18 protein-coding genes are annotated in these 20,210 nt (G+C 72.6%); 10 read left to right on the forward strand and 8 right to left on the reverse strand.

Translation table 11 applies throughout. The features are described from left to right. Positions 1-7: 7 nt before the first annotated feature. A complete protein-coding gene (locus tag ACZ3I3_RS05215; RefSeq protein WP_467362670.1) occupies positions 8-433 on the reverse strand; it encodes a peptidoglycan-binding domain-containing protein in 426 nt (141 codons plus the stop codon). A gap of 108 nt (positions 434-541) precedes the next feature. Continuing rightward, a complete protein-coding gene (locus tag ACZ3I3_RS05220) occupies positions 542-2,605 on the reverse strand; it encodes a bifunctional glycosyltransferase 87/phosphatase PAP2 family protein (protein ID WP_467362672.1) in 2,064 nt (687 codons plus the stop codon). Positions 2,606-2,892: 287 nt separating this feature from the next. Between ACZ3I3_RS05220 and proP the strand changes: the two genes are divergently transcribed. Then, positions 2,893-4,266: a glycine betaine/L-proline transporter ProP gene (proP, locus tag ACZ3I3_RS05225; RefSeq protein WP_467362674.1), complete on the forward strand. Its 1,374-nt coding sequence runs from the start codon at positions 2,893-2,895 to the stop codon at positions 4,264-4,266. Positions 4,267-4,369: 103 nt separating this feature from the next. Continuing rightward, positions 4,370-5,041, forward strand: a complete 672-nt coding sequence (locus ACZ3I3_RS05230; protein ID WP_467362676.1) for an O-methyltransferase — start codon at positions 4,370-4,372, stop codon at positions 5,039-5,041. 9 nt (positions 5,042-5,050) lie between these two features. Here ACZ3I3_RS05230 and ACZ3I3_RS05235 read toward each other — a convergent pair whose 3' ends face one another. Beyond that, positions 5,051-5,443: an FHA domain-containing protein gene (locus ACZ3I3_RS05235; protein WP_279545403.1), complete on the reverse strand. Its 393-nt coding sequence runs from the start codon at positions 5,441-5,443 to the stop codon at positions 5,051-5,053. A gap of 88 nt (positions 5,444-5,531) precedes the next feature. Here ACZ3I3_RS05235 and ACZ3I3_RS05240 point away from each other — a divergent pair, with 88 nt between their 5' ends. Continuing rightward, positions 5,532-5,939, forward strand: coding sequence for a DnaJ family domain-containing protein (locus ACZ3I3_RS05240; protein WP_467362679.1), 408 nt, complete (start codon positions 5,532-5,534; stop codon positions 5,937-5,939). A gap of 22 nt (positions 5,940-5,961) precedes the next feature. On the opposite strand, the gene ACZ3I3_RS05245 is transcribed toward ACZ3I3_RS05240, so the two are convergent. Both ACZ3I3_RS05245 and ACZ3I3_RS05250 read right to left on the reverse strand, forming a co-directional pair. After that, positions 5,962-6,489, reverse strand: a complete 528-nt coding sequence (locus ACZ3I3_RS05245; protein WP_467362681.1) for a hypothetical protein — start codon at positions 6,487-6,489, stop codon at positions 5,962-5,964. Between the two features lie 5 nt (positions 6,490-6,494). Continuing rightward, the gene (locus tag ACZ3I3_RS05250; RefSeq protein WP_399409394.1) at positions 6,495-7,211 is read right to left on the reverse strand and encodes a hypothetical protein; all 717 of its coding nucleotides are present in this window, start codon (positions 7,209-7,211) and stop codon (positions 6,495-6,497) included. Positions 7,212-7,368: 157 nt separating this feature from the next. On the opposite strand from ACZ3I3_RS05250, the gene ACZ3I3_RS05255 reads away from it, so the two are divergent. Next, positions 7,369-7,860 (forward strand): GNAT family N-acetyltransferase, encoded by a 492-nt coding sequence (locus ACZ3I3_RS05255; protein ID WP_467362683.1) that lies wholly within the window; start codon positions 7,369-7,371, stop codon positions 7,858-7,860. A gap of 20 nt (positions 7,861-7,880) precedes the next feature. On the opposite strand, the gene ACZ3I3_RS05260 is transcribed toward ACZ3I3_RS05255, so the two are convergent. Then, positions 7,881-9,935 (reverse strand): MFS transporter, encoded by a 2,055-nt coding sequence (locus tag ACZ3I3_RS05260; protein ID WP_467362685.1) that lies wholly within the window; start codon positions 9,933-9,935, stop codon positions 7,881-7,883. 178 nt (positions 9,936-10,113) lie between these two features. Here ACZ3I3_RS05260 and ACZ3I3_RS05265 point away from each other — a divergent pair, with 178 nt between their 5' ends. Both ACZ3I3_RS05265 and cpt read left to right on the forward strand, forming a co-directional pair. Next, positions 10,114-12,603, forward strand: a complete 2,490-nt coding sequence (locus ACZ3I3_RS05265) for a peptidoglycan-binding domain-containing protein (RefSeq protein WP_467362687.1) — start codon at positions 10,114-10,116, stop codon at positions 12,601-12,603. A gap of 27 nt (positions 12,604-12,630) precedes the next feature. Continuing rightward, complete coding sequence (gene cpt / locus ACZ3I3_RS05270; protein WP_467362689.1) at positions 12,631-13,161, forward strand: chloramphenicol phosphotransferase CPT; 531 nt, start codon at positions 12,631-12,633, stop codon at positions 13,159-13,161. 21 nt (positions 13,162-13,182) lie between these two features. Here the strand turns inward: cpt and ACZ3I3_RS05275 are convergent, their stop codons facing one another. Then, entirely contained in the window at positions 13,183-13,875 is a 693-nt protein-coding gene (locus ACZ3I3_RS05275; protein WP_467362691.1) for an HAD-IA family hydrolase, read from the reverse strand. Positions 13,876-14,059: 184 nt separating this feature from the next. Then, positions 14,060-14,641 carry a TMEM165/GDT1 family protein gene (locus ACZ3I3_RS05280; protein WP_467362693.1) on the reverse strand — a complete coding sequence of 194 codons (582 nt, stop codon included), beginning with the start codon at positions 14,639-14,641 and terminating at the stop codon, positions 14,060-14,062. Between the two features lie 399 nt (positions 14,642-15,040). Between ACZ3I3_RS05280 and ACZ3I3_RS05285 the strand changes: the two genes are divergently transcribed. The 4 genes from ACZ3I3_RS05285 to ACZ3I3_RS05300 all read left to right on the forward strand — a co-directional run bounded on the left by ACZ3I3_RS05285 (position 15,041) and on the right by ACZ3I3_RS05300 (position 20,052). Further along, the gene (locus ACZ3I3_RS05285) at positions 15,041-15,685 is read left to right on the forward strand and encodes an HNH endonuclease family protein (protein WP_467362695.1); all 645 of its coding nucleotides are present in this window, start codon (positions 15,041-15,043) and stop codon (positions 15,683-15,685) included. 100 nt (positions 15,686-15,785) lie between these two features. Then, positions 15,786-17,423: an alkaline phosphatase D family protein gene (locus ACZ3I3_RS05290; RefSeq protein ID WP_467362697.1), complete on the forward strand. Its 1,638-nt coding sequence runs from the start codon at positions 15,786-15,788 to the stop codon at positions 17,421-17,423. Positions 17,424-17,605: 182 nt separating this feature from the next. Then, positions 17,606-19,519, forward strand: a complete 1,914-nt coding sequence (locus ACZ3I3_RS05295; protein ID WP_467362699.1) for an FAD/NAD(P)-binding protein — start codon at positions 17,606-17,608, stop codon at positions 19,517-19,519. 80 nt (positions 19,520-19,599) lie between these two features. After that, positions 19,600-20,052, forward strand: a complete 453-nt coding sequence (locus tag ACZ3I3_RS05300) for a DoxX family protein (RefSeq protein ID WP_467362700.1) — start codon at positions 19,600-19,602, stop codon at positions 20,050-20,052. Positions 20,053-20,210: the final 158 nt, after the last annotated feature.

Below are 20,210 nucleotides of genomic sequence, written 5' to 3' on the forward strand. Positions count from 1 at the left end.
GGCGCCGTCAACAGAAGGGTGTGCCTGGCGCATTGGCCCAGAAGGAAAGGAACGACCAGGTCTGGGCTCCGATGCGACCGTCGACGACGATGTCGGCACACCGCTGGAAGTGCTGTGTCGCGGATTGCGTGAGTCGGCCAAAGTCTCCGTCCTCGTCCAGGCCGGCGCCGATCGCCTGATTCAGGTAGCACTGGGCTTGTTGAACTGCTGCCCCGGATGACCCGAGGCGAAGGTTCGGTCGACTATCGGTGTAGTTGCATACATCGTCCGGCCCTTGAGTCACGAGGGTTGGTGGACCGTTCAACGTGTGTGCGGCCTGGGCGCTGGTCACCGCGGCGGTCGCCGAATTGCCATGTGATGCCGCCACAGCTGGTGCTGCCGCGACAGAAATCGGAAGAGCCAGGGCCGCTACGGCGGTGAGCACACGTCGCATCCCGATCACCTCCAGAGTGGGTGCCCTTTTCTCATCGTGCGCGTCCCTCACCCGGGTTGCATCTCGGGGAGGAGTGCAGAAGGGGGCGGGTGAACACGGCAGGACTTGTCAACTGTGCACGGTTTTTCGGGTCGTTGTGCGTTCACGTTCGGCCGCCGCGGCGGTGGCGGCCCGGGGGCCGGACAGCAGATAGGTGAGCGCGAAGCCCGCGCCCACCACCACTGCGCCCCCGGCCGCGTCCAGCACCCAGTGATTCCCGGTCGCCACGATCGCGCACAGGGTGAACAGCGGGTGCAGCACCCCCAGCGCCTTGACCCACCAGCGGCGTGCCAGGACGGCGATGACGACGCCGCACCACAGCGACCAGCCGAAGTGCAGGGACGGCATCGCCGCGTACTGGTTCGTCAGGGCGGTGAGCGTGCCGTAGTCGGGCTGGGAGAAATCCTGGACGCCGTGGACGGTGTCGATGAAGCCGAGTGTCGGCATCAGCCGGGGCGGGGCCAGCGGGTAGAGCCAGAAGCCGATCAGGGCGAGCAGGGTGGCGAAGCCCAGGGCGGAGCGGGCCCAGCGGTAGTCGGCCGGGCGGCGCCAGTACAGGACGGCCAGGACGGTCAGCGGGGCGACGAAGTGCAGCGACACGTAGTAGAAGTCGCAGAAGTCCCGTAGCCAGTCGATCGTGACGACGGTGTGGTTGGCCCAGTGTTCGACGTCGAGGTGCAGGGCGCGTTCCAGGCCGAGGATCTGCCGGCCGTTCTCCTCGGCCTCGGCCCGGCCGGCCGAGATGCTGCCGCCGGTCGCGGCGAGCCGGACCTGGGCGTAGGCGGCGTAGGTGACCCGCAGGAGGAGGAGTTCCAGGAGGAGGTTCGGTCGGGTGAGGACCCGGCGCAGGAAGGGCGCGAGCGGGATGTGCCGGAAGCGGGCCGGGGCGGCGGGGGCGTACTCGGGCGGTGTCGGCGACTGGTAGTGCGGGGAGCTGCGGGAGAGGAACGGCACGGCCGTGGCGGCGGCGAGGGCGGCGAGCAGGACGAGGTTGGTGCCCAGCGGGTCCAGCGCCCGCATCTCCGGCAGCAGCATCCTGGTCGGCAGGGTCATGACCAGGACGACGGCGACCGGCCAGACGTACCGGTCACCGGCGCGTCTGCCGGCCCGGCCGACGACCGCGAGCAGCACCCACAGCAGCTGGTGCTGCCAGGCCGTGGGCGAGACGACGATCGCGGCGCAGCCGGTGATCGCGACGGCCAGGAGGAGCTGGCCGTCGTCGACGTACCGCACGGCGCGGCGCAGCGCCAGGACGGCGACGGCCGCGCCGAGCGTCAGGAAGAGCGCGATCTCCGGGGGGCCGGTCAGGCCGAGCCGGAGCAGGGCGCCGTGCAGGGACTGGTTGGCGAGGTCGTCGGCCGCGCCGCCGAGGCCGACGCCCGCCAGGTGGTGGACCCAGTAGCGGTGGGAGTCGTGCGGCATCGCCGCCCAGGCCAGTGCGGTGCAGGCGGCGAAGGTGACGCCGGTGGAGAGCGCGGCGCGTCTGCGGCCGGTGAACCACAGCAGGGGCGTGAAGAGCAGCAGGGTGGGCTGGAGCGCTGCGGCGACACCGATGAGCAGGCCGCTGGTCCGCTGGCCGCGGGCGGCGAAACAGCCCAGCAGGACGAGCAGGACGGGGATGATGCTGGTCTGGCCGAGCCACAGCGTGTTGCGGACCGGCAGGGACAGCATGAGCAGACTGATGGCGACGGGGGCGGCCAGCAGGGCCGTGCGGCGGCCGATGGGCTGGGGCAGGGCGCGCGCGGCGACCAGGCCGAGGGCGACGACCAGCAGCAGCGTGCCGAAGGTCCAGCCCCCGCCGAGGGCCTGTTCGGCCGCTCGGGTGAGGGGCTTGAGGACGAGGCCGTTGAAGGGGGTGCCGGTGAAGCGGGCCGAGTCGTAGAGCGAGCCGTTCACGTGCAGGACGCCGCCCGGCCCGACCCAGGTCTCCAGATCCGTCAGCCGCTCCCCGCGCGGGGTGCCGAGCACGACGGTGACCTGCCGTGCGGCGAGGGCGGCGACGATCAGCCACAGCGCGAGACAGGCCATGCGCAGGGGTGCGCGGGTGGGCGTGCCGGTGGATGTGCGGGGGCTGCCGACGGCTGTCGCTCCGAAGGCTTCCGCCGGTCGTCCGCTGCGCTCCGCATTCGCCACGCCTCGTCGACCCTCTACCCGGTATGCCCCCCTTCGTCCGGTTGACGATAGTGCGCGAGGCGCGTGGTTGCCTCTCGCGACGCGAGAAGGATCACACCAAGATCTCGTGGGAACCGCTCCCAGCCGGGCATACGTGCCTGCATAGCCGGTGTTTAGATGCATCCTGCAACGAAAGGCGTACCGCCCGTACAGGGCTTTTCTTCGCCTATCGTCGCTTTTCGGCCCGTACGACAGCGCCGCCGCGCGGACCGCGTCCCTGTCCCCGTCGAAAGGTAGGCGAGCGAGTCTTGTCGACTGTCTCAGTCGTCGCTCCCGCGTCCGGCCTGAAGAGCCGCGCAGCGAAATCCCGCGACACCACCGTCACCGACCCCGCGCTCGTCAAGCGCGCCGTGAAGGCGGCGGCGCTGGGCAACGCGATGGAATGGTTCGACTTCGGCGTCTACAGCTACATCGCGGTCACGCTGGGCAAGGTCTTCTTCCCCTCGGGCAACCCCACCGCACAGCTGCTCTCCACGTTCGGCGCCTTCGCCGCGGCCTTCCTGGTCCGCCCTCTCGGCGGCATGGTCTTCGGCCCGCTCGGCGACCGCGTCGGCCGCCAGAAGGTCCTCGCGCTCACCATGATCATGATGGCCGCGGGCACCTTCGCGATCGGCCTGATCCCGTCGTACGCGACGATCGGTGTCGGCGCGCCGATCCTGCTCCTCGTGGCCCGCCTCGTGCAGGGCTTCTCCACCGGCGGCGAGTACGCGGGTGCCTCCACCTTCATCGCCGAGTACGCCCCCGACAAGCGGCGCGGCTTCCTCGGCAGCTGGCTGGAGTTCGGCACCCTCGCCGGCTACATCGGCGGCGCGGGCCTGGTCACGGTGATGACGGCCCTGCTCTCCGCCGACGACCTGACCTCCTGGGGCTGGCGCATCCCCTTCCTGATCGCGGGTCCGATGGGCATCATCGGCCTCTACCTGCGACTGCGCCTGGAGGAGACCCCGGCGTTCGCGGCCGAGATCGAGAAGGCCGAGACCCACCGCCCCAAGGTGCCGCTGCGCGAGATGATCACCGGCCAGTGGCGCGCGCTGCTGCTCTGCGTCGGCCTGGTGCTGGTCTTCAACGTCACCGACTACATGCTGCTGTCGTACATGCCGAGCTACCTGACCGGTCAGCTCCACTACGACGAGACGCACGGCCTGCTCGTCGTGCTCGGCGTGATGGCCCTGATGATGATCGTCCAGCCGTTCGCCGGCGCGCTGACCGACCGGGTCGGCCGCCGCCCGGTGATCGCCACCGGCTGCGCGGGCTTCCTGCTGCTGTCCGTCCCGGCCCTGCTGCTGATCCGCGAGGGCAGCCTGCTCGCGGTCGCCCTCGGCATGGGCGCCCTCGGCCTGCTGCTGGTCTGCTTCACGGCGGCCATGCCCTCGGCGCTCCCGGCGCTGTTCCCGACGAAGGTCCGCTACGGCTCCCTGTCCATCGGCTTCAACGTCTCCGTGTCCCTCTTCGGCGGGACGACGCCGCTGGTGGTCACGGCCCTGATCGGCGCCACCGGGAACATGATGATGCCCGCGTACTACATGATGGCCGCGGCCGTCATCGGCGGTTTCGCGGTGTGGCGCATGGCGGAGTCGGCCGGGCGCCCGCTGCCGGGTTCGGCACCGTCCGTGGCCGGCTGAGACACGCCGGGGGAAATCCCCCTGACAGTGCACCGGTGCACCACGTATCTTCGTCACGCCAGTAGTTAGGGATGCTAACTATGCGTACGAAAGGTAGAGGTGCATGAGCGAGTCGCACGTCTGGGACGAGGTCGACGCCTACTTCACCGCCCGCCTCGCCCCTGACGACGAAGCCCTGGCGGCCACCCTGCGCGACAGCGACGCCGCCGGGCTTCCGCACATCAACGTCTCCGGAAACCAGGGCAAGCTCCTCCAGCTCCTGGCCCAGATCCAGGGCGCCCGCCACATCCTGGAGATCGGCACGCTCGGCGGCTACAGCACCATCTGGCTGGGCCGCGCCCTGCCCGCCGACGGGCGGCTGGTCTCCCTGGAGTACGACCCCAGGCACGCCGAGGTCGCCGTCCGCAACATCGCCCGCGCCGGCCTGGACAAGCTCGTCGAGGTCCGGATCGGCCCGGCCCTGGAGTCCCTGCCCAAGCTGGCCGACGAGAACCCGCCCCCCTTCGACCTGGTCTTCATCGATGCCGACAAGGCCAACAACCCGCACTACGTGGAGTGGGCCCTGAAGCTCACCAGCACGGGCAGCCTCATCGTCCTCGACAACGTCGTACGCGGCGGCCGCGTCACCGACGCGGCGAGCACCGCACCGGACGTGACGGGCACCCGCGCCGCGATCGAACTGATCGGCAGCCACCCGCGGTTGAGCGGCACGGCCATCCAGACGGTCGGCATGAAGGGGTACGACGGGTTCGCGCTGGCACGGGTGCTGGCCTGACCTCCGGCGTCACACCTCGTGGAAGAAACCGACGTTGACGCTGCGCGGGGCGGTGCGGTCCTGGACGATGACCTCGCCGCTGCCGCCCCTGGGCAGCGGGACGGTGCCTCCGTAGGCGAGGGGCTGGACGTACTCCCCCACGGTGAGCCGGACTTCGGAGGACGGGTCGGGCTGGGAGCCGCGCAGCCAGGTCAGCTGCCAGGTCCCGTCGGCCCCGCACAGGAACTCCAGGTGGACGCGGGAGACGAACAGCCAGTCGTCCGGCGTGGAGAGCCGGCACACCGACTTGTCACGGCCCACCCGCAGCACGGCACCCGGCTCGCTGGGCGCGTCGGCCATGAGCATGCCGGCCGTGGCACCCTCCTCCGCCGCGGACACGGCGGCCATGGTGAGTTCGAGCACGTGCGCTCCTCCTGAGACGTCCTGATGGGACTGCAAGCCCGCCGCATGATAGAACGCCAGGCCGCACGGTGTCCGGCACAATGGGTTCATGACCGAGCGAAAGCCACCCGGCGTCGACTTCGAGTCCTGGGTCGACAAACAGATCCGTGATGCGGAGACACGCGGCGCGTTCGAGCGGCTGCCGGGGGCGGGCCGACCGCTGCCGGCCGATGTGGACTCCACCTACGACGAACTGTGGTGGGTCAAGCGGAAGATGGCCCGCGAGGGCCTCTCGGTCCTGCCGCCGACACTGGCACTGCGCAAGGAGGCGGAGGACGCGCTCCTGGCCGCGTACGCGGCGCCCTCGGAGCAGGCCGTCAGGAAGATCATCGGCGAGATCAACGACAAGATCCGCGACATGATGTTCAAGCCTCCGCCCGGCCCCCCGCTCGGTAAAAAGCCGTACGACGTCGAAGACGTCGTACGGCAATGGCGGGAGCGCCGGGCGGACCGGTGACCGGGGCTCGGGAGCACCCGGCTCAGACGTGCAGCAGCCGTTCCGCCAGCTCCCGGTAGTCCTTCAGGGCCAACCTGAGCTGCTCGGTGTCGCCGCTCGACACCGGCTTGCCCTCGCCGCCCTCCACCGCTTGCCAGGAGTGGCGCAGGGTGCGGCGGCGCTGCGTCACGGCCTCGGTGAACCGGGCCGCGATCTCCTCCAGCACGTGGTCGGCCTCCTCGACGGCGGCCCGGGGCGCGTCGACGAACTCGGCGACGGCGTGGTGCAACTGCGAGGTGAGTTTGTCGGACTCGTCGTGGGGGAACAGGTGCGCGGGCGTGCCGTGGGAGCCCTGGGAGGTGGTGCCTTCCCGTTCCTTGGCACCGGCGAGGCCTGTGCCGTGGCCGGTGCCGTGACCGGTGCCCAGGGCGGTCTCACCGCGGGCATCGGGGCCGACGGAGGAGCCACTGGTGCCGGGGGTGGGGGAGGCGGTGCCGGGGGTGACGCGAGTGTCAGAGGTGACCTGCGCGTCGCGGGTGTCATCGCCGGGCGGTCGGGTCATGTCGGACATCGAACTCAACTCTCCTTCGCCTGACGTCGGTGCATCGCCCACGGCATGTGTCCGCCGCGGCCGGCGGTGGCCTTGCGTCCGCCGTTCAGCCCGGCCTTGTGCCGTCCGCCCTCATGGCGTCCGCCCAGGTGCGGGCCGGCGACGTGGTCCCCGCCGTCGTGGCGGGCCGGACGCACCAGTTCCTCGAACAGGGCGCGGGCCGCCACCATGGCCTCACGCATGTCTTCCGTACCGGTGCCGCCGTCCCGGGCGTCGTCCGCGCGCAGGTGCGCCGCGCGGTGGACGCGCCGGTAGCCGTCCACGTGGTGGGCGTGGTGCACGGACAGCGCCGCGAGCTGTTCCTCGTACTGCCCGCCGTCCGGGAAGCCCCGGGCACCGGCGAGCTCAGCGAGCAGCCGGTCCGCCTCGGCGACCGCCTCCCGCGGCGAGTCGACGAACCGCTCCTGAGCGGCCGTCCAGCGCGCCTCGTACTGCTCGCGCTGTGCCGGCTCCAGTGCGCGTTCGCGCAGCTCACCGTGGCGCTCCACGCGCTCGGCGAGCTCCCGCTCGGCGGCCTTGGTGTCGCCGTCGTGCCGCGCGACGGCCAGGTCGTACTCGGGTCCGAAGCGCCGCTTCAGGCTCGGGCCGCGCCGAGCCCCTCGGGCGCGCAGGGTCATGGCGGCCGCGATGATGACGACGACCGCCGCGATCACGATCAGTGCAATGATCAGGCCAGTGGACATGAATGCCTTCCGGGTTCTCGGCCCAACCGGCTCTCCTCGCGAGCCGGTTCGCCGACCGGGTAGCCCGGAAGCAGGCCCCCAAACGGCGCCCGGGCCCGGACGCCCCCGGGGTTATCGGGTTGCGGACCCGCTACGGCCCCCGCGGAGAATGCCGGTCATGACTTGGACCGTGACCCCGGAACCGTACGACTCCCCCGTCGCCGTCGCCCTGTGGCGGGCGTACTACACCGAGGTCAGCGACCGCTGGTACCTGCTGCACGAGGGGCGCCGGACCGACCCGGACGAACTGGAGCGGGAGATCGCCAAGGAGCCGGGCGCCGATCTCGCCCCACCCGGCGGGCAGTTGCTGGTCGCCCGGTACGGCGGTGAGCCGGCCGGCACCGCGGGCGTACGGCTGGTCGACGGCACGACCGCCGAGCTCAAGCGGGTCTTCCTGCACGAGGCGATGCGCGGCAAGGGCGGTGCCGGGCTGCTGGTCCGGGCCGCCGAGGACGCCGCCCGCGCGCTGGGTGCCCGGCGGATGATTCTGGACACCCGCGGTGACCTCGTTGAAGCCCGCGCCCTCTACGCCCGGCTCGGCTACGTGGAGACCGAGCCGCACAACGACGACGCGTACGCCGAGCACTGGTTCACCAAGCACCTCACCTGAACCAGGAGTTCTCTTCTCTTTCAGACCGCCCGCTCGGCATACGGACGCTCGGCGTACGGCCGCTCCCGCCGCGAGCCGCACAGCTCGCCGTTCAACTCCCGCACGAGTCGGACGAGGTCGGTCGGCCGGTCCGGCCCCCACCAGTCGCCGAGCAACTCGGCGAGGGACGCCTCACGGGCCGCGGACAGGCGCTCGGCGACCTCGCGTCCCCGGTCGGTCAGCACCATGTCGAGGCCCGTGCGCACGGCCAGCCCGCGCTCCTCGACCTGGCGCGCGGCCGCCATGATCACGGGCAGCGACACGGGCATCCGCTCGGCCAGCACGGCCGGCTCCACCGAGCCGTGCCGCCTGATCCGCAGCAGCAGCCAGCTCGCCGCGGGCAGCAGGTCGTAGCCCGCCCGGGCGGTGATCTTCCGGTAGATCTCGCGCCGCCCCGCGCGGGTGCCGAGCACCGACAGCGCACGGCACACCTCGTCGTACGAGGACCGCTCGACGGGGTTGCTGGCCAGGGTCTCCGTGACGTCGGGCGCGGTGACCGAGCCGCGCAGCCGGTCCTCCTTCAGGAACCAGGCCAGCACGAAGCCGACGAGCGCGACCGGAGCGGCGTACAGGAAGACGTCCGTGATGGCCACGGAGTACGCGTGCAGGGCCGGCGGGCGCAGGCCGGGCGGCAGGGCGGCGATGCCGCGCGGGTCGGCCTCCAGCGCGCCCACGGAGACGCCGGGCGGCAGCGGGGTCCCCCGGAGGGCGTCCGTGAGCTGGTCGCCGAGCCGGCCCGCGAAGACCGTGCCGAAGACGGCGACGCCGAACGAGGCGCCGATGGAGCGGAAGAAGGTGGCACCGGAGGTGGCGACGCCCAGGTCCTCGTACGGGACGGCGTTCTGCACGATGAGCACGAGGACCTGCATCACCAGGCCGAGGCCGAGTCCGAAGACGAAGAAGAAGCCGCTCAGCTCGGCGGTGGAGCTGTGCTCGTCGAGCTGGTGGAGCAGGAGCAGCCCGAGGGTGGTGACGCCGGTGCCGGCGATCGGGAACACCTTCCAGCGGCCGGTGCGGCTGACGATCTGCCCGGAGGCGGTGGAGGCCAGCAGCAGCCCCAGCACCATCGGCAGCATGTGCACACCGGACATGGTCGGGCTGATGCCCTGCACGACCTGGAGGAACGTCGGCAGGTAGACCATCGCGCCGAACATCGCGAAGCCGACGACGAAACTGATCACGGCGGCGAGCGTGAAGGTGCGCACGCGGAAGAGTTTCAGCGGCAGGACGGGTTCGGCGGCCCGCCGCTCGACGGCCACGAAGGCGACGGCGAGGACGACGCCGAGCACCGCGAGGGCGACGATCTGCGCGGACCCCCAGCTCCAGGTCGTGACCCCGAGGGAGGCGACGAGCACCAGGCAGGTGGCGACGGCCGCGATGAGGAACGTGCCGAGGTAGTCGATGACGTGCCGCTGCGTCCGGCGCGGGATGTGCAGCACGGCCGCGATCACGGCGAGCGCGACGACGCCGACGGGCAGGTTGACGTAGAACACCCAGCGCCAGCTGGCGTGCTGGGTGAACAGCCCGCCGAGCAGCGGCCCGAGCACGCTCGTCGCGCCGAACACTGCACCGAACAGCCCCTGGTAGCGCCCGCGTTCGCGAGGCGGCACGAGATCCCCGACGATGGCCATCGACAACACCATCAGCCCGCCGCCGCCGAGGCCCTGCACGGCCCGGAAGGCGATGAGCTGCGTCATGTCCTGCGCCGCGCCGCACAGCGCGGAGCCGACGAGGAAGATCACGATCGCCGTCTGGAACAGCCGTTTCCGGCCGTACTGGTCGCCGAGTTTGCCCCACAGCGGGGTCGCGGCGGTCGCGGCCAGAAGGTAGGCGGTGACCACCCAGGACAGGTGATCCATGCCGCCGAGGTCGCTGACGATGGTGGGCAGCGCGGTCGACACGATGGTCTGGTCGAGGGCGGCGAGCAGCATGCCGAGGAGCAGGGCGCCGATGGAGACCAGGACGTTGCCGGGCACCTGCTCCCGGACGGCGGCGCCCTGGTCCGATGCCTTCGTGGCGTGCGCATGCCCAGCCATGAGACCTCCCGAGGGTCCTGTGACATTTTCCATCGTGACCGGTGTGACCTGTTATGGCCCGCCGAGTCCTTTTGGAAGCTTTCATTCCGGGAGCTGGCCGCCCGCACTGTGGAGAAGATCTGGATAATCTCTGGAGTTCGCGAGGGGAGCTGGAGTTCGCGAGGGGAGGGAGGAACGCGTGGAACAGCCGATCGGCCACCCGTGCCCGGAGTGCGGCACGCCCAGAAAGCCGGACAACACCCCGTCCTGCACCTGCACGCACCGCGCCGCAGAGGCCCTCCGCAAGGCCCGCACGACTCAGGCGGCGGCAGCGGAGGACTTCGACCCACTCCGCATCCGCCCGTACGTCGAACTCACACCCGACACGCCCACACGGTCCCCTGAGGACGAGGTCACGCCGGGCCGCCCGTCCGCGGAGGGCCGCCCCACGCCGCCCTCACACACGGACGCGCCCACGCGGCCGGCCGACGCCGCCCCGCGACGACCCCACGCGTCCACGCCCTCGCACACGACGGCCCCTCGCCCCGAGCGGCCCACCCGGGCAGCCGACGACACGGCACGGCGACCCTACGCGGACGCCCCGTCCACGCCCTCGCACACGACGACCCCGGGCCCCGAGCGGCCCACCGGGGCGGCCGACCACACCCCAGGGCGCCCCCACACGGACGGCAGGCCCACACCCACAGGGGCCTCCCACGCCGACAACCCGACGCCGACCCCCGAAGCCGCCCCGCGACCAACCCGCCCGGACGCCCCGTCCAAGCCCTCGCAGGCGACGACCTCCGGCCCCGACCACCCCACCCGGGCAGCCGACCACACCCCACGGCAACCCCACACGGACGGCAGGCCCACACCCACACGGGCCTCCCACACCGAGAACCCGACGCCGACCCCCGAAGCCGCCCCGCGCCGGATGCCCGGGCGGCCGGCCGGCGACGCCCCGCGGCTGTCCCGAACCCAACCGGCCGGGCCCCGGCACGCCGACGGCCCAGCACAGCCGTCCGGGGCGGACGCACCCACCTCGCTCCTGCACGCCCAGACCGCACCCGCCGCCGCACCCGACCGGGCGGCCGCCCCCCGCGCGGACGTTCCGACCACGCTCTGGCACGCGAAGGGCGCAGGCCCCGAGCACCCCACGCGGGCACCCGAAGGCACCCCCGGGCAAGCCCACGCGGACAGCTCGCTCTCGCCCACGGACCCCACGGAGTCCGCACGGGCGAGCGAAGGCGCCCCGCGACGAGCCCCCGGGCGGACACCCGACAGCACCCCGCGACCGCCCCGGACCCACCCGGCGGAGCCCCGGCACACCGACGAGCCGTCCCCGGCGAACCGTTCCGCCTCGCCCCGGTACGGCCAGGCCTCGCCTGCCGACGCTCCAGGCCGGGCGGCCGAGGGCACTCCGCGACCCGCCCGCACGGACGGCCCGTCCGCACCCCCGCACACGACGGCCTCCGCACCCGAGCACTCCGCCCGGGCGGCCGAAGACACCTCACGGCGAACGCACGCAGACCGTCGGCCCTCGCCCGCGGAGAACCCACACCCCCAGGCCTTAGCGCAGGCGGGCGAAGGCGCCCCGCGCCGCACCCCGGGGCAGACGGCCGCCGACGCCCCGCGACCACCCCGGACCCACCCGACGGACCGGCGGCACACCGAGGAGCCCGCGCAGGCAGCCGAGGGCGCTCCGCGACGGCCCGTGACGAACCCCGGGCAGACCCCGCGCGCCGACGGCGCCGCGCCGCCGCCCTCCCCCGCCGACGCGACCATGCCCCTGCGCCCGGTCGACCCGGACGCGACCACCGTGCTGCCGGTTTCCCCGGCCTCGCCGGGCGCCTCCGGACTGCCGGTGCCCCCGGCCTCGCCGGGCATCTCCGGGCCGTCGGGCTCCCCGGCCGCTTCCGGGGTGCCCGCCTCATCCGCCACCGCGCCGCTGCCGAAACCCCTGGTCCCCGCCACGACCGAGCCCAGCGTCACCGACCTGCGGCTTTTCGACGGCACGGGAGGACACGGCCGGGGCAGGCCGGTAGCGGACGAGTTCGGCCGGAGGCCCCGGCGTCGGCGGCGTGGCGTGCTGCTCGGTGCGGCCGCCGGGGCCTGTGTCGCCGTCGTGGCCGCGGCCGGGCTCGCGAGCGGGCTGTTCTCCTACGAGGCGCCGTCCCGTGACACCGCGCTGCCGGACGACCTCCGGGCCAGCGTGCCGGACGCCCCGTCGAGCAGCCCGGCGTCCACGCCCCCGGCGCAGAGCGCCCAGGTCACGCCGTCGGCCCCCGCCGCACCGCCGCCGTCGCCGTCGGCCAGCAGGAGCCCCTCGGCCCCCCCGTCACCGTCCGCTTCGAGCGCCTCGCCGAGCCCGTCGCAGTCGGCCACCCCGTCGGCGCCCTCGGCGTCCGCCACGGCCACCGGCCCCGGGAACGCGCCCCCCGGCAACTCCCGCCAGAGCGGCGGCTCCACCGTCCTGCGCCTGGGCGACCGCGGCCCGGAGGTCACCGAACTCCAGCTCCGGCTGCGCCAGTTGTACCTCTTCGGCGAGGACCCCGACGGCGACTACGACGGCCGGCTCGAGGAGGCCGTCCGCAATTACCAGTGGTCACGCGGCATCCAGACCGACGACCTCGGTGTCTACGACCGGGAGACGCGGGCCAAGCTGGAGTCGGAAACCAAGAAGCCGTGACCGCCCCGGCCGCCCTACTGTGACGCCGTGACTACTCAGGTGATCGTGCTCAACGGCGGTTCCAGTTCGGGCAAGTCCGGGATCGTCCGGTGTCTGCAGGAGGTGCTGCCGGACCCGTGGCTGGCCTTCGGCGTCGACTCGTTCGTCGAGGCGCTGCCCGCGCGGATGCGGGGTTCGGAGGGAGGGATCACCTTCACGGCGGACGGCGGGGTGAGCGTCGGCGCGGAGTTCGGCGCACTGGACGCGGCCTGGACCGAGGGCATCGCCGCGATGGCCGGGGCCGGAGCCGGGGTCATCGTCGACGACGTCTTCCTCGGCGGACCGCACTCTCAGGAGCGCTGGCGGAAGGCCCTGGCCGGACTCGACGTGCTGTGGGTCGGCGTCAGGTGCGACAGCGCGGTCGCCGAGGGCCGTGAGATCGCCCGAGGGGACCGCGTCCGGGGCATGGCCGCGTCGCAGGCACAGCTCGTGCACGAGGACGTGCACTACGACCTGGAGGTGGACACCACCCACACCGAGGCCCTGGAGTGCGCGCGCACCATCGCCGCCCACCTCTGACCGACCGGACGACTACGCCCCTCAGCCGACAGCCGACGCGCGTCCCTCACCCGATGTCCCGATGTGCAGACGGATCGTCCCGTCCGCCAGAGCCTCCACACGCACCCGCGTGAGATCGTCCACCACCACGTCCGGCTCGTGGAACGCGGCCCGGGACCCGACCCCGACCACCGTCATCCCGGCGGCGCGCCCCGCCGCGATCCCGGCCCCGGAGTCCTCGAAGACCACACAGTCCTCAGGCGCCACACCGAGTTCGGCGGCGCCCTTCAGAAAGCCCTCCGGGTCGGGCTTGCTCGCCCCGACGGACTCCGCGGTCACCCGCACCTCGGGCTGGTCCAGCCCGGCCGCGGCCATCCGCGCCGTCGACAGCGGAACGTCGGCGGAGGTCACGAGCGCGTGCGGCAGCCCCCGCAGCGAGGCGAGGAACTCCGGCGCTCCGGGGATCGGGACGACACCCTCGGTGTCGGCCGTCTCCTCGGCGAGCATCCGGGCGTTGTCGGCGTGGTTCTGTTCCATCGGCCGGCCGGGCAGCAGCAGCGCCATCGACGCGTAGCCCTGCCGTCCGTGGACGACCTTCATGACCTCGTCCGGGTCGAGCCCGTGCGCCTCGGACCAGCGCCGCCAGACGCGTTCGACCGAGGCGTCGGAGTTGACGAGGGTGCCGTCCATGTCCAGCAGGAGGGCGCGGGCGGTGAGCACGGCGGTGGCCGTCATCGGCAGCTCCAAGGCTCAGGGCGCGTACGAGGGTGCACGGCAGCCCCCGGGAGGGACAAGGCGGCCCCGCCCGCCGGTCAGGGAAAACGGGCGGGAGCCACTTTGTTTCTCCACGGTACAAAACAATCCCCGGATCGGCCAGGGCCTCCCGCAGACCTTCACCCGCCGTTCAGCTCGCTGCGGCTCACCCGGTCACGGCCTCCCACAGGCTCCACACCCCGAGAGCGACCATCACCAGCGCCGCGACCTGCGTGATCAGCCGCAGCGGCACCTTCCTCATCAGCGCCTTTCCGCCGACGATGCCGATCCCGGCCACCGCCCACAGCGCCAGCACCGCGCCCAGGCCGACGGAGAGCGGGTCGTCGTAGCGGGCGGCCAGGTTCGCCGTCATGATCTGCGTGAGATCACCGAACTCGGCGACCAGGATGAGCATGAAGCCCGCGCCCGAGACCTTCCAGAACGACTGGTTCTCCGGCTTGCGGACCTCTTCCTCGTCCTCGCCCTTCTTCAGCAGCAGGACCGCCGCCCCGCCCAGGAAGAGCACGCCCGTCAGCGCCTGCACGATCTGCTGCGGCAGCAGCGTCAGCACACTGCCGGCCGCGACCGCGAGCGCGACATGCAGCGCGAACGCGGCGGCGACACCGGCGAAGACGTAGGAGGCGCGATAGCGGGTGCCGAGGACGAGGCCGGCCAGGGCGGTCTTGTCCGGCAGTTCGGCGAGAAAGACGACGCCGAAGACGACGGCCGTCACGGTCAGGCTGATCAAGGGTTCCTCAATCGGTCGGGGCTGCCCCACCGAGAGTGCTGGCTCCTCACACACGACACCTCGGCACGGCAGCACACTCGGCACCCGTGCCGTGGGGCACGGGCGTGCACTGCTTGCCGAAGGTCTCGCTGGCGGGGCCCCTGGACGAACCAGCAGGACCTGCCTCCGGGCGCCGGCTCAGACGAGCTGAGCAGTATGTCGACGGTCCGGCGAAGAGCTACTCCCCTTCTGCGCCGTCCATGGTACGCGACACCCCTGGAGCGAAAAGTTCCGCCTTAAAGCTTGTCATGTCATGCACGCGTCACTAACTTCTCACCGGGCGCACACCTCCCCGCAACACGGCGCGACGAGCATTCCCTCGCTCGCAGCCCAACGCCCCCACCCCACAAGGGAGTTCGCATGCCGAAGTTCTACGCGCGTCGACGGCTCAGCATACTCGCGGGCCTCACCGGTCTCATAGCCTCGGCCGGGCTTCTCAACGGCCCGGCCGCCTCCGCCGCCCTGCCCACCCCCGTCAGCGGGGCCACCGCCCGCTCCTACCTCGCCTCCCTCACGGTGGCCACCGAGGACCGCACCGGCTACAACCGCGACCTCTTCCCGCACTGGATCACCCAGTCCGGCGCCTGCAACACCCGCGAGGTCGTCCTCAAGCGCGACGGCTCGAACGTCCAGCAGGACTCCTCCTGCGGCGCCACCAGCGGCAGCTGGTACTCCGTCTACGACGGTGCCACCTGGTCCGCCGCCTCCGACGTCGACATCGACCACCTGGTCCCGCTGGCCGAGGCCTGGGACTCCGGCGCCGACTCCTGGACGACCTCCCGCCGCCAGTCCTTCGCCAACGACCTGACCCGCCCGCAGCTCATCGCCGTCACCGACAACGTCAACCAGGCCAAGGGCGACCAGGACCCGGCCACCTGGATGCCCTCCCGGACGGCGTACCGCTGCACTTACGTCCGCGCCTGGGTCCAGGTGAAGTACTACTACGGCCTGTCGGTCGACTCGGCCGAGAAGTCCGCGCTCCAGAGCCACCTCGCGAACTGCTGACACGCCGCGAACCGCTGACACGCGCGATTCCGCGCGCCGGAACCTCCCCGCCGGCCTCCGTCGTTCCGTACCGTACGGGGCGACGGAGAGGGGATCGGCGATGGCCGGACTGCGGCTCGGACCGCTGCTGAGACACACCGACGGCTCGTCCGCGACCGTATGGGTCGAGACGAGCCGTCCGTGCACGGCCGCGGTGCGCTGCGCCGACGGCGCCGGCGGCACGGCCCCGACCTTCCAGGTCGCGGGCCACCACTACGCGCTGATCCCGGTGACGGGCCTCACGGCCGGTACGACCACGACGTACGAGGTCTTCCTCGACGGCACCCGCGTGTGGCCGCTGCCCGAATCCCCCTTCCCGCCCTCGGCGATCCACGCGCCGGGCGGCGAGGGCGGCCTCCGGGTCGCCTTCGGCTCCTGTCGCTGGGCCGCCCCGCCGGCCGGCGGGCACGACCCCGTGGGCCCGGACGCCCTGGACGCGCTGGCCACCCGCCTCGTGGCCGAACCGGAGGGCGAGCGGCCCGACGTCCTGCTGCTGCTCGGCGACCAGGTGTACGCCGACGAGACCTCCGAGACGACGCAGCGCTGGCTGGCGGCCCGCCGCGACCTGGACGAACCGCCGGGCAACGGGGTCGCGGACTACGAGGAATACACGCACCTCTACTACGAGTCGTGGCTCGACCCCCGCATCCGCTGGCTGCTGTCCACCGTGCCGAGTTTCATGATCTTCGACGATCACGACGTCGTCGATGACTGGAACACCTCCGCCGCCTGGCTCGCCGACATGCGGGCCACCGACTGGTGGCGGGAGCGGCTGCTGAGCGGCCTGATGTCGTACTGGGTTCACCAGCACCTGGGGAACCTCTCCCCGGCGGAGCTGGCGGCCGACCCGGTGTACGAGGACGTCCGCAAGGTCCCCGACGGCACCGACGTGCTGCGCACCTTCGCCGCCCGGGCCGACGCCGACCCGGCCACGGCCCGCTGGAGCTACCGGCGCGACTTCGGGCGCGTGCGCCTGCTGATGGTCGACAGCCGGGCCGCCCGCGTCCTCGACGAGGACCGCCGCGCGATGCTCGACCCGGGCGAGGAGGCCTGGCTGCGCGAGCAGGTACTGGACAGCCCCGGGTCGTACGACCACCTCCTCCTGGGCACCTCGCTGCCCTGGCTGCTGCCGCACCTGGTGCACGACGCCGAGGGCTGGAACGCGGCGCTGTGCCGGGGCGAACGGGGCGAGCGCTGGGCGCGGTTCGGGGAGAAGGTGCGGCGGGCCGCCGACCTGGAGCACTGGTCGGCGTTCCCCGAGTCGTTCGCCGGGCTGGCCGAGCTGATCGCCGAGGCCGGCTCGGGGCGGGACGCCCCGGCGACGGTGTGCGTGCTGTCGGGGGACGTGCACCACGCCTACATCGCCGAGCCCTCGTGGCCCGGGCGGGGCCCGGACGCCCGGGTGGTGCAGCTCGTCTGCTCACCCGTCCACAACTCCGTCCCCACGTCGATCCGGATGGCCTTCCGCATCGGCTGGAGCGCGGTGGCCCGCGGGCTGGGCCGCGGTCTCGCCCGGCACGGACGCCTCCCCCGGCCGCCGGTCGGCTGGCGCAAGACGGGCGGCCCCTGGTTCGGGAACCAGCTCATGACGCTGACCCTGCGCGGCCGTTCGGCGCGGCTGCGACTGGAGCAGGCGCGGACGCGGGAGGGCAAGGGCCCGCGTCTGACGACCCTCCTGGACTCCGAGCTTGCCCCGTAACCGATGTGTTCCGCCTGTTTGCTGCCCCGGTGACCGTGATGCTCGTGACGCGCCCCACAGCGAGGTCAATCCTTCGCCACGGCCTTCGGTTCCCGCTCCCGGCGACGGCATGATGAGGCGGACCGTCCCCTTCCCCACCGACGGACCGCCGATCGCGCCCCACACGCCCGGGAGTCCCACCCTTGCCTGCGCCGACCGCAGAACCCGCACTGTTTTCCGTCGCGCTGGTCGGTGCCGGCCCGCGCGGTACCAGCGTCCTGGAACGCCTCTGCGCCTCCGCCCCTGAGCTCCTCCCGCCCGGAGCCCGGCTGACGGTCCACGTGATCGACCCGGACCCGCCGGGCCCGGGCCGCGTCTGGCGTACCGACCAGTCGCCCGAGCTGCTGATGAACACCGTGGCCTGCCAGGTGACCCTGTTCACCGACGACAGCGTGGACTGCTCGGGCCCGATCCGCCCGGGCCCGAGCCTGCACGAGTGGGCGCGCGGCACGCTCGGCCCGGACGAGTACCCGACCCGGGCGCAGTACGGCCGTTACCTGGAGTGGGTGTTCGCGCGCGTCGTGCGGGACGCGCCGGCGGCCGTCCGCGTCGAGACGCACCGGGCCCGCGCGGTACGGCTCGACGACGCCTCCGCCGGCCACCAGGCCCTCACCCTCGACGACGGCCGCACCCTGACCGGCCTGTCCGCCGTGGTCCTGGCCCAGGGGCACCTGCCGGCGACCGCCGGCCCGGGCCTGCGGCGCCTGGCCGCCCACGCCGCACGCCACGGCCTGCGCCACATCCCGCCCGTCAATCCGGCCGACCTCGACCTGTCCTGCGTACCGCCCGGCGAGCCCGTCCTGCTGCGCGGCCTCGGCCTCAACTTCTTCGACCACACGGCCCTGCTGACGACCGGCCGCGGCGGCCGTTTCGTACGGGACGCCCAGGGCCTGCGCTACCTCCCCTCCGGCCGCGAACCGCGGCTGTACGCCGGGTCGCGGCGCGGCATCCCGTACCAGGCGCGCGGCGACAACGCGAAGGGGGCGTACGGCCGGCACGACCCGCTGATCCTCACACCGGACGTGATCGCGGGCTTCCGCAAGCGCGCCGACTCCGGGGAGGCGCCCGACTTCCTGGCGGAGATATGGCCGTTGGTCGCGAAGGAGGTGGAGACGGTGTACTGCACCGCGCTGCTCCGGCAATCCGGAGCCTCCGCGCGGCAGTGCCAGGAGTTCACCGGTCACTTCCTGTCCGTACCGCACGGAGATCCCCAAGAGGCCGTGCTGCTGGCCGAGTTCGGCGTGGCGGACGAAGACCGCTGGAGCTGGGAGCGGATCTCCCGGCCGTACGCCGGACGGGGCTTCGCGCATCCCGGCGAGTGGCGTGACTGGCTGCTGTCGTACCTGCGCGAGGACGCCGCGCAGGCCGCCCTGGGCAATGTGCGCGGCCCGCTGAAGGCGGCCCTCGACGTGCTGCGCGACCTGCGCAACGAACTCCGGCTGATCGTCGACCACGGCGGCCTCGCCGGCGCCTCCCGCCGGGACCACCTGGACCGCTGGTACACCCCGCTCAACGCCTTCCTGTCCATCGGCCCGCCCCGGCGCCGCATCGAGGAGCTGGCGGCCCTGGTGGAGGCGGGGGTGGTGCGGGTGCTCGGGCCGCGCCTGAAGGTGACGGAGGCGGACGGGGCCTGGGCAGCACACTCACCCGACGTGCCGGGTTCGGCCGTCCGTGTGAGAACCCTCATAGAGGCCCGTCTGCCGGAGCCCGACGTGCGGAAATCAGCCGATGGGCTCCTTGCGGAGCTGCTGCGGACCGGGCGGTGCCGTCCGCACACCGTAGACGGTTATGAGACAGGCGGGTTGGATGTGACGCCACGCCCGTATCATCTGATAGACCGTCAAGGAGTCCCGCATACCAGGCGGTTCGCCTTCGGAGTGCCGACGGAGGGCGTGCACTGGGTGACGGCGGCGGGAGCTCGTCCGGGTGTGGATTCGGTCATGCTTTCGGACGCGGACGCGGTGGCCAGAGCCGCTCTACGTGCGGTTGCGGCGGAAAATGCGCCCCAACGACAGGTGAACCAGTGGCCAAATGTTGAACTTGCAAGCATCTATTAGGCACTCCTAACGTGGGTTACTCATCGGTTCTGTCCCCCGACCGGCCCTCCCCAGGCCGGCCGACCGAAGGAGACCCCCACATGACCGCACGCCTGAACGGCGCGCAGCCGTACGCTCTCGGACTGTTCCGGATCGTCATCGGCCTGCTCTTCGCCTGCCACGGCGCCGTCGCGCTCTTCGGAGTCCTCGGAGGCGTGGACGGCAAGGGCGGCACCGCGGCGACCGGCGCCTGGCCGAACTGGTACGCGGCCGTCATCGAACTCGTCGGCGGCACCCTGGTCCTGCTGGGCCTGGGCACCCGCGTCGCGGCGTTCGTCGCCTCCGGCGCGATGGCGTACGCGTACTTCAAGGTCCACCAGCCGCAGGGCCTGTGGCCGATCGAGAACAGCGGTGAGGGCGCGGCCATGTACTGCTGGTCCATGTTCCTGCTGATCTTCACCGGTTCCGGCGCCTTCGGCGTGGACCGGCTGCTGGCCAAGCGCACCTCGGCGCAGGGCCGGCAGGCCACGGACCAGACGCCGGTGGCTGCCTGAGCAGCGGCTCGGACCGTGCACCCAGGAGCATGCACCTCGGAGCGGGGGGGGCCCCCCGGGGGGGGGGGGGGGGGGGGGGGGGGGGGCGGGGGGGCGGGGGGGGGGGCCCCCCCCCCCCGGGGGGGGGGGGGGGGGGGGGGGGCCCCCGGGGCCGAGGG

It is taken from the genome of Streptomyces sp. NPDC016851 (assembly GCF_055562795.1).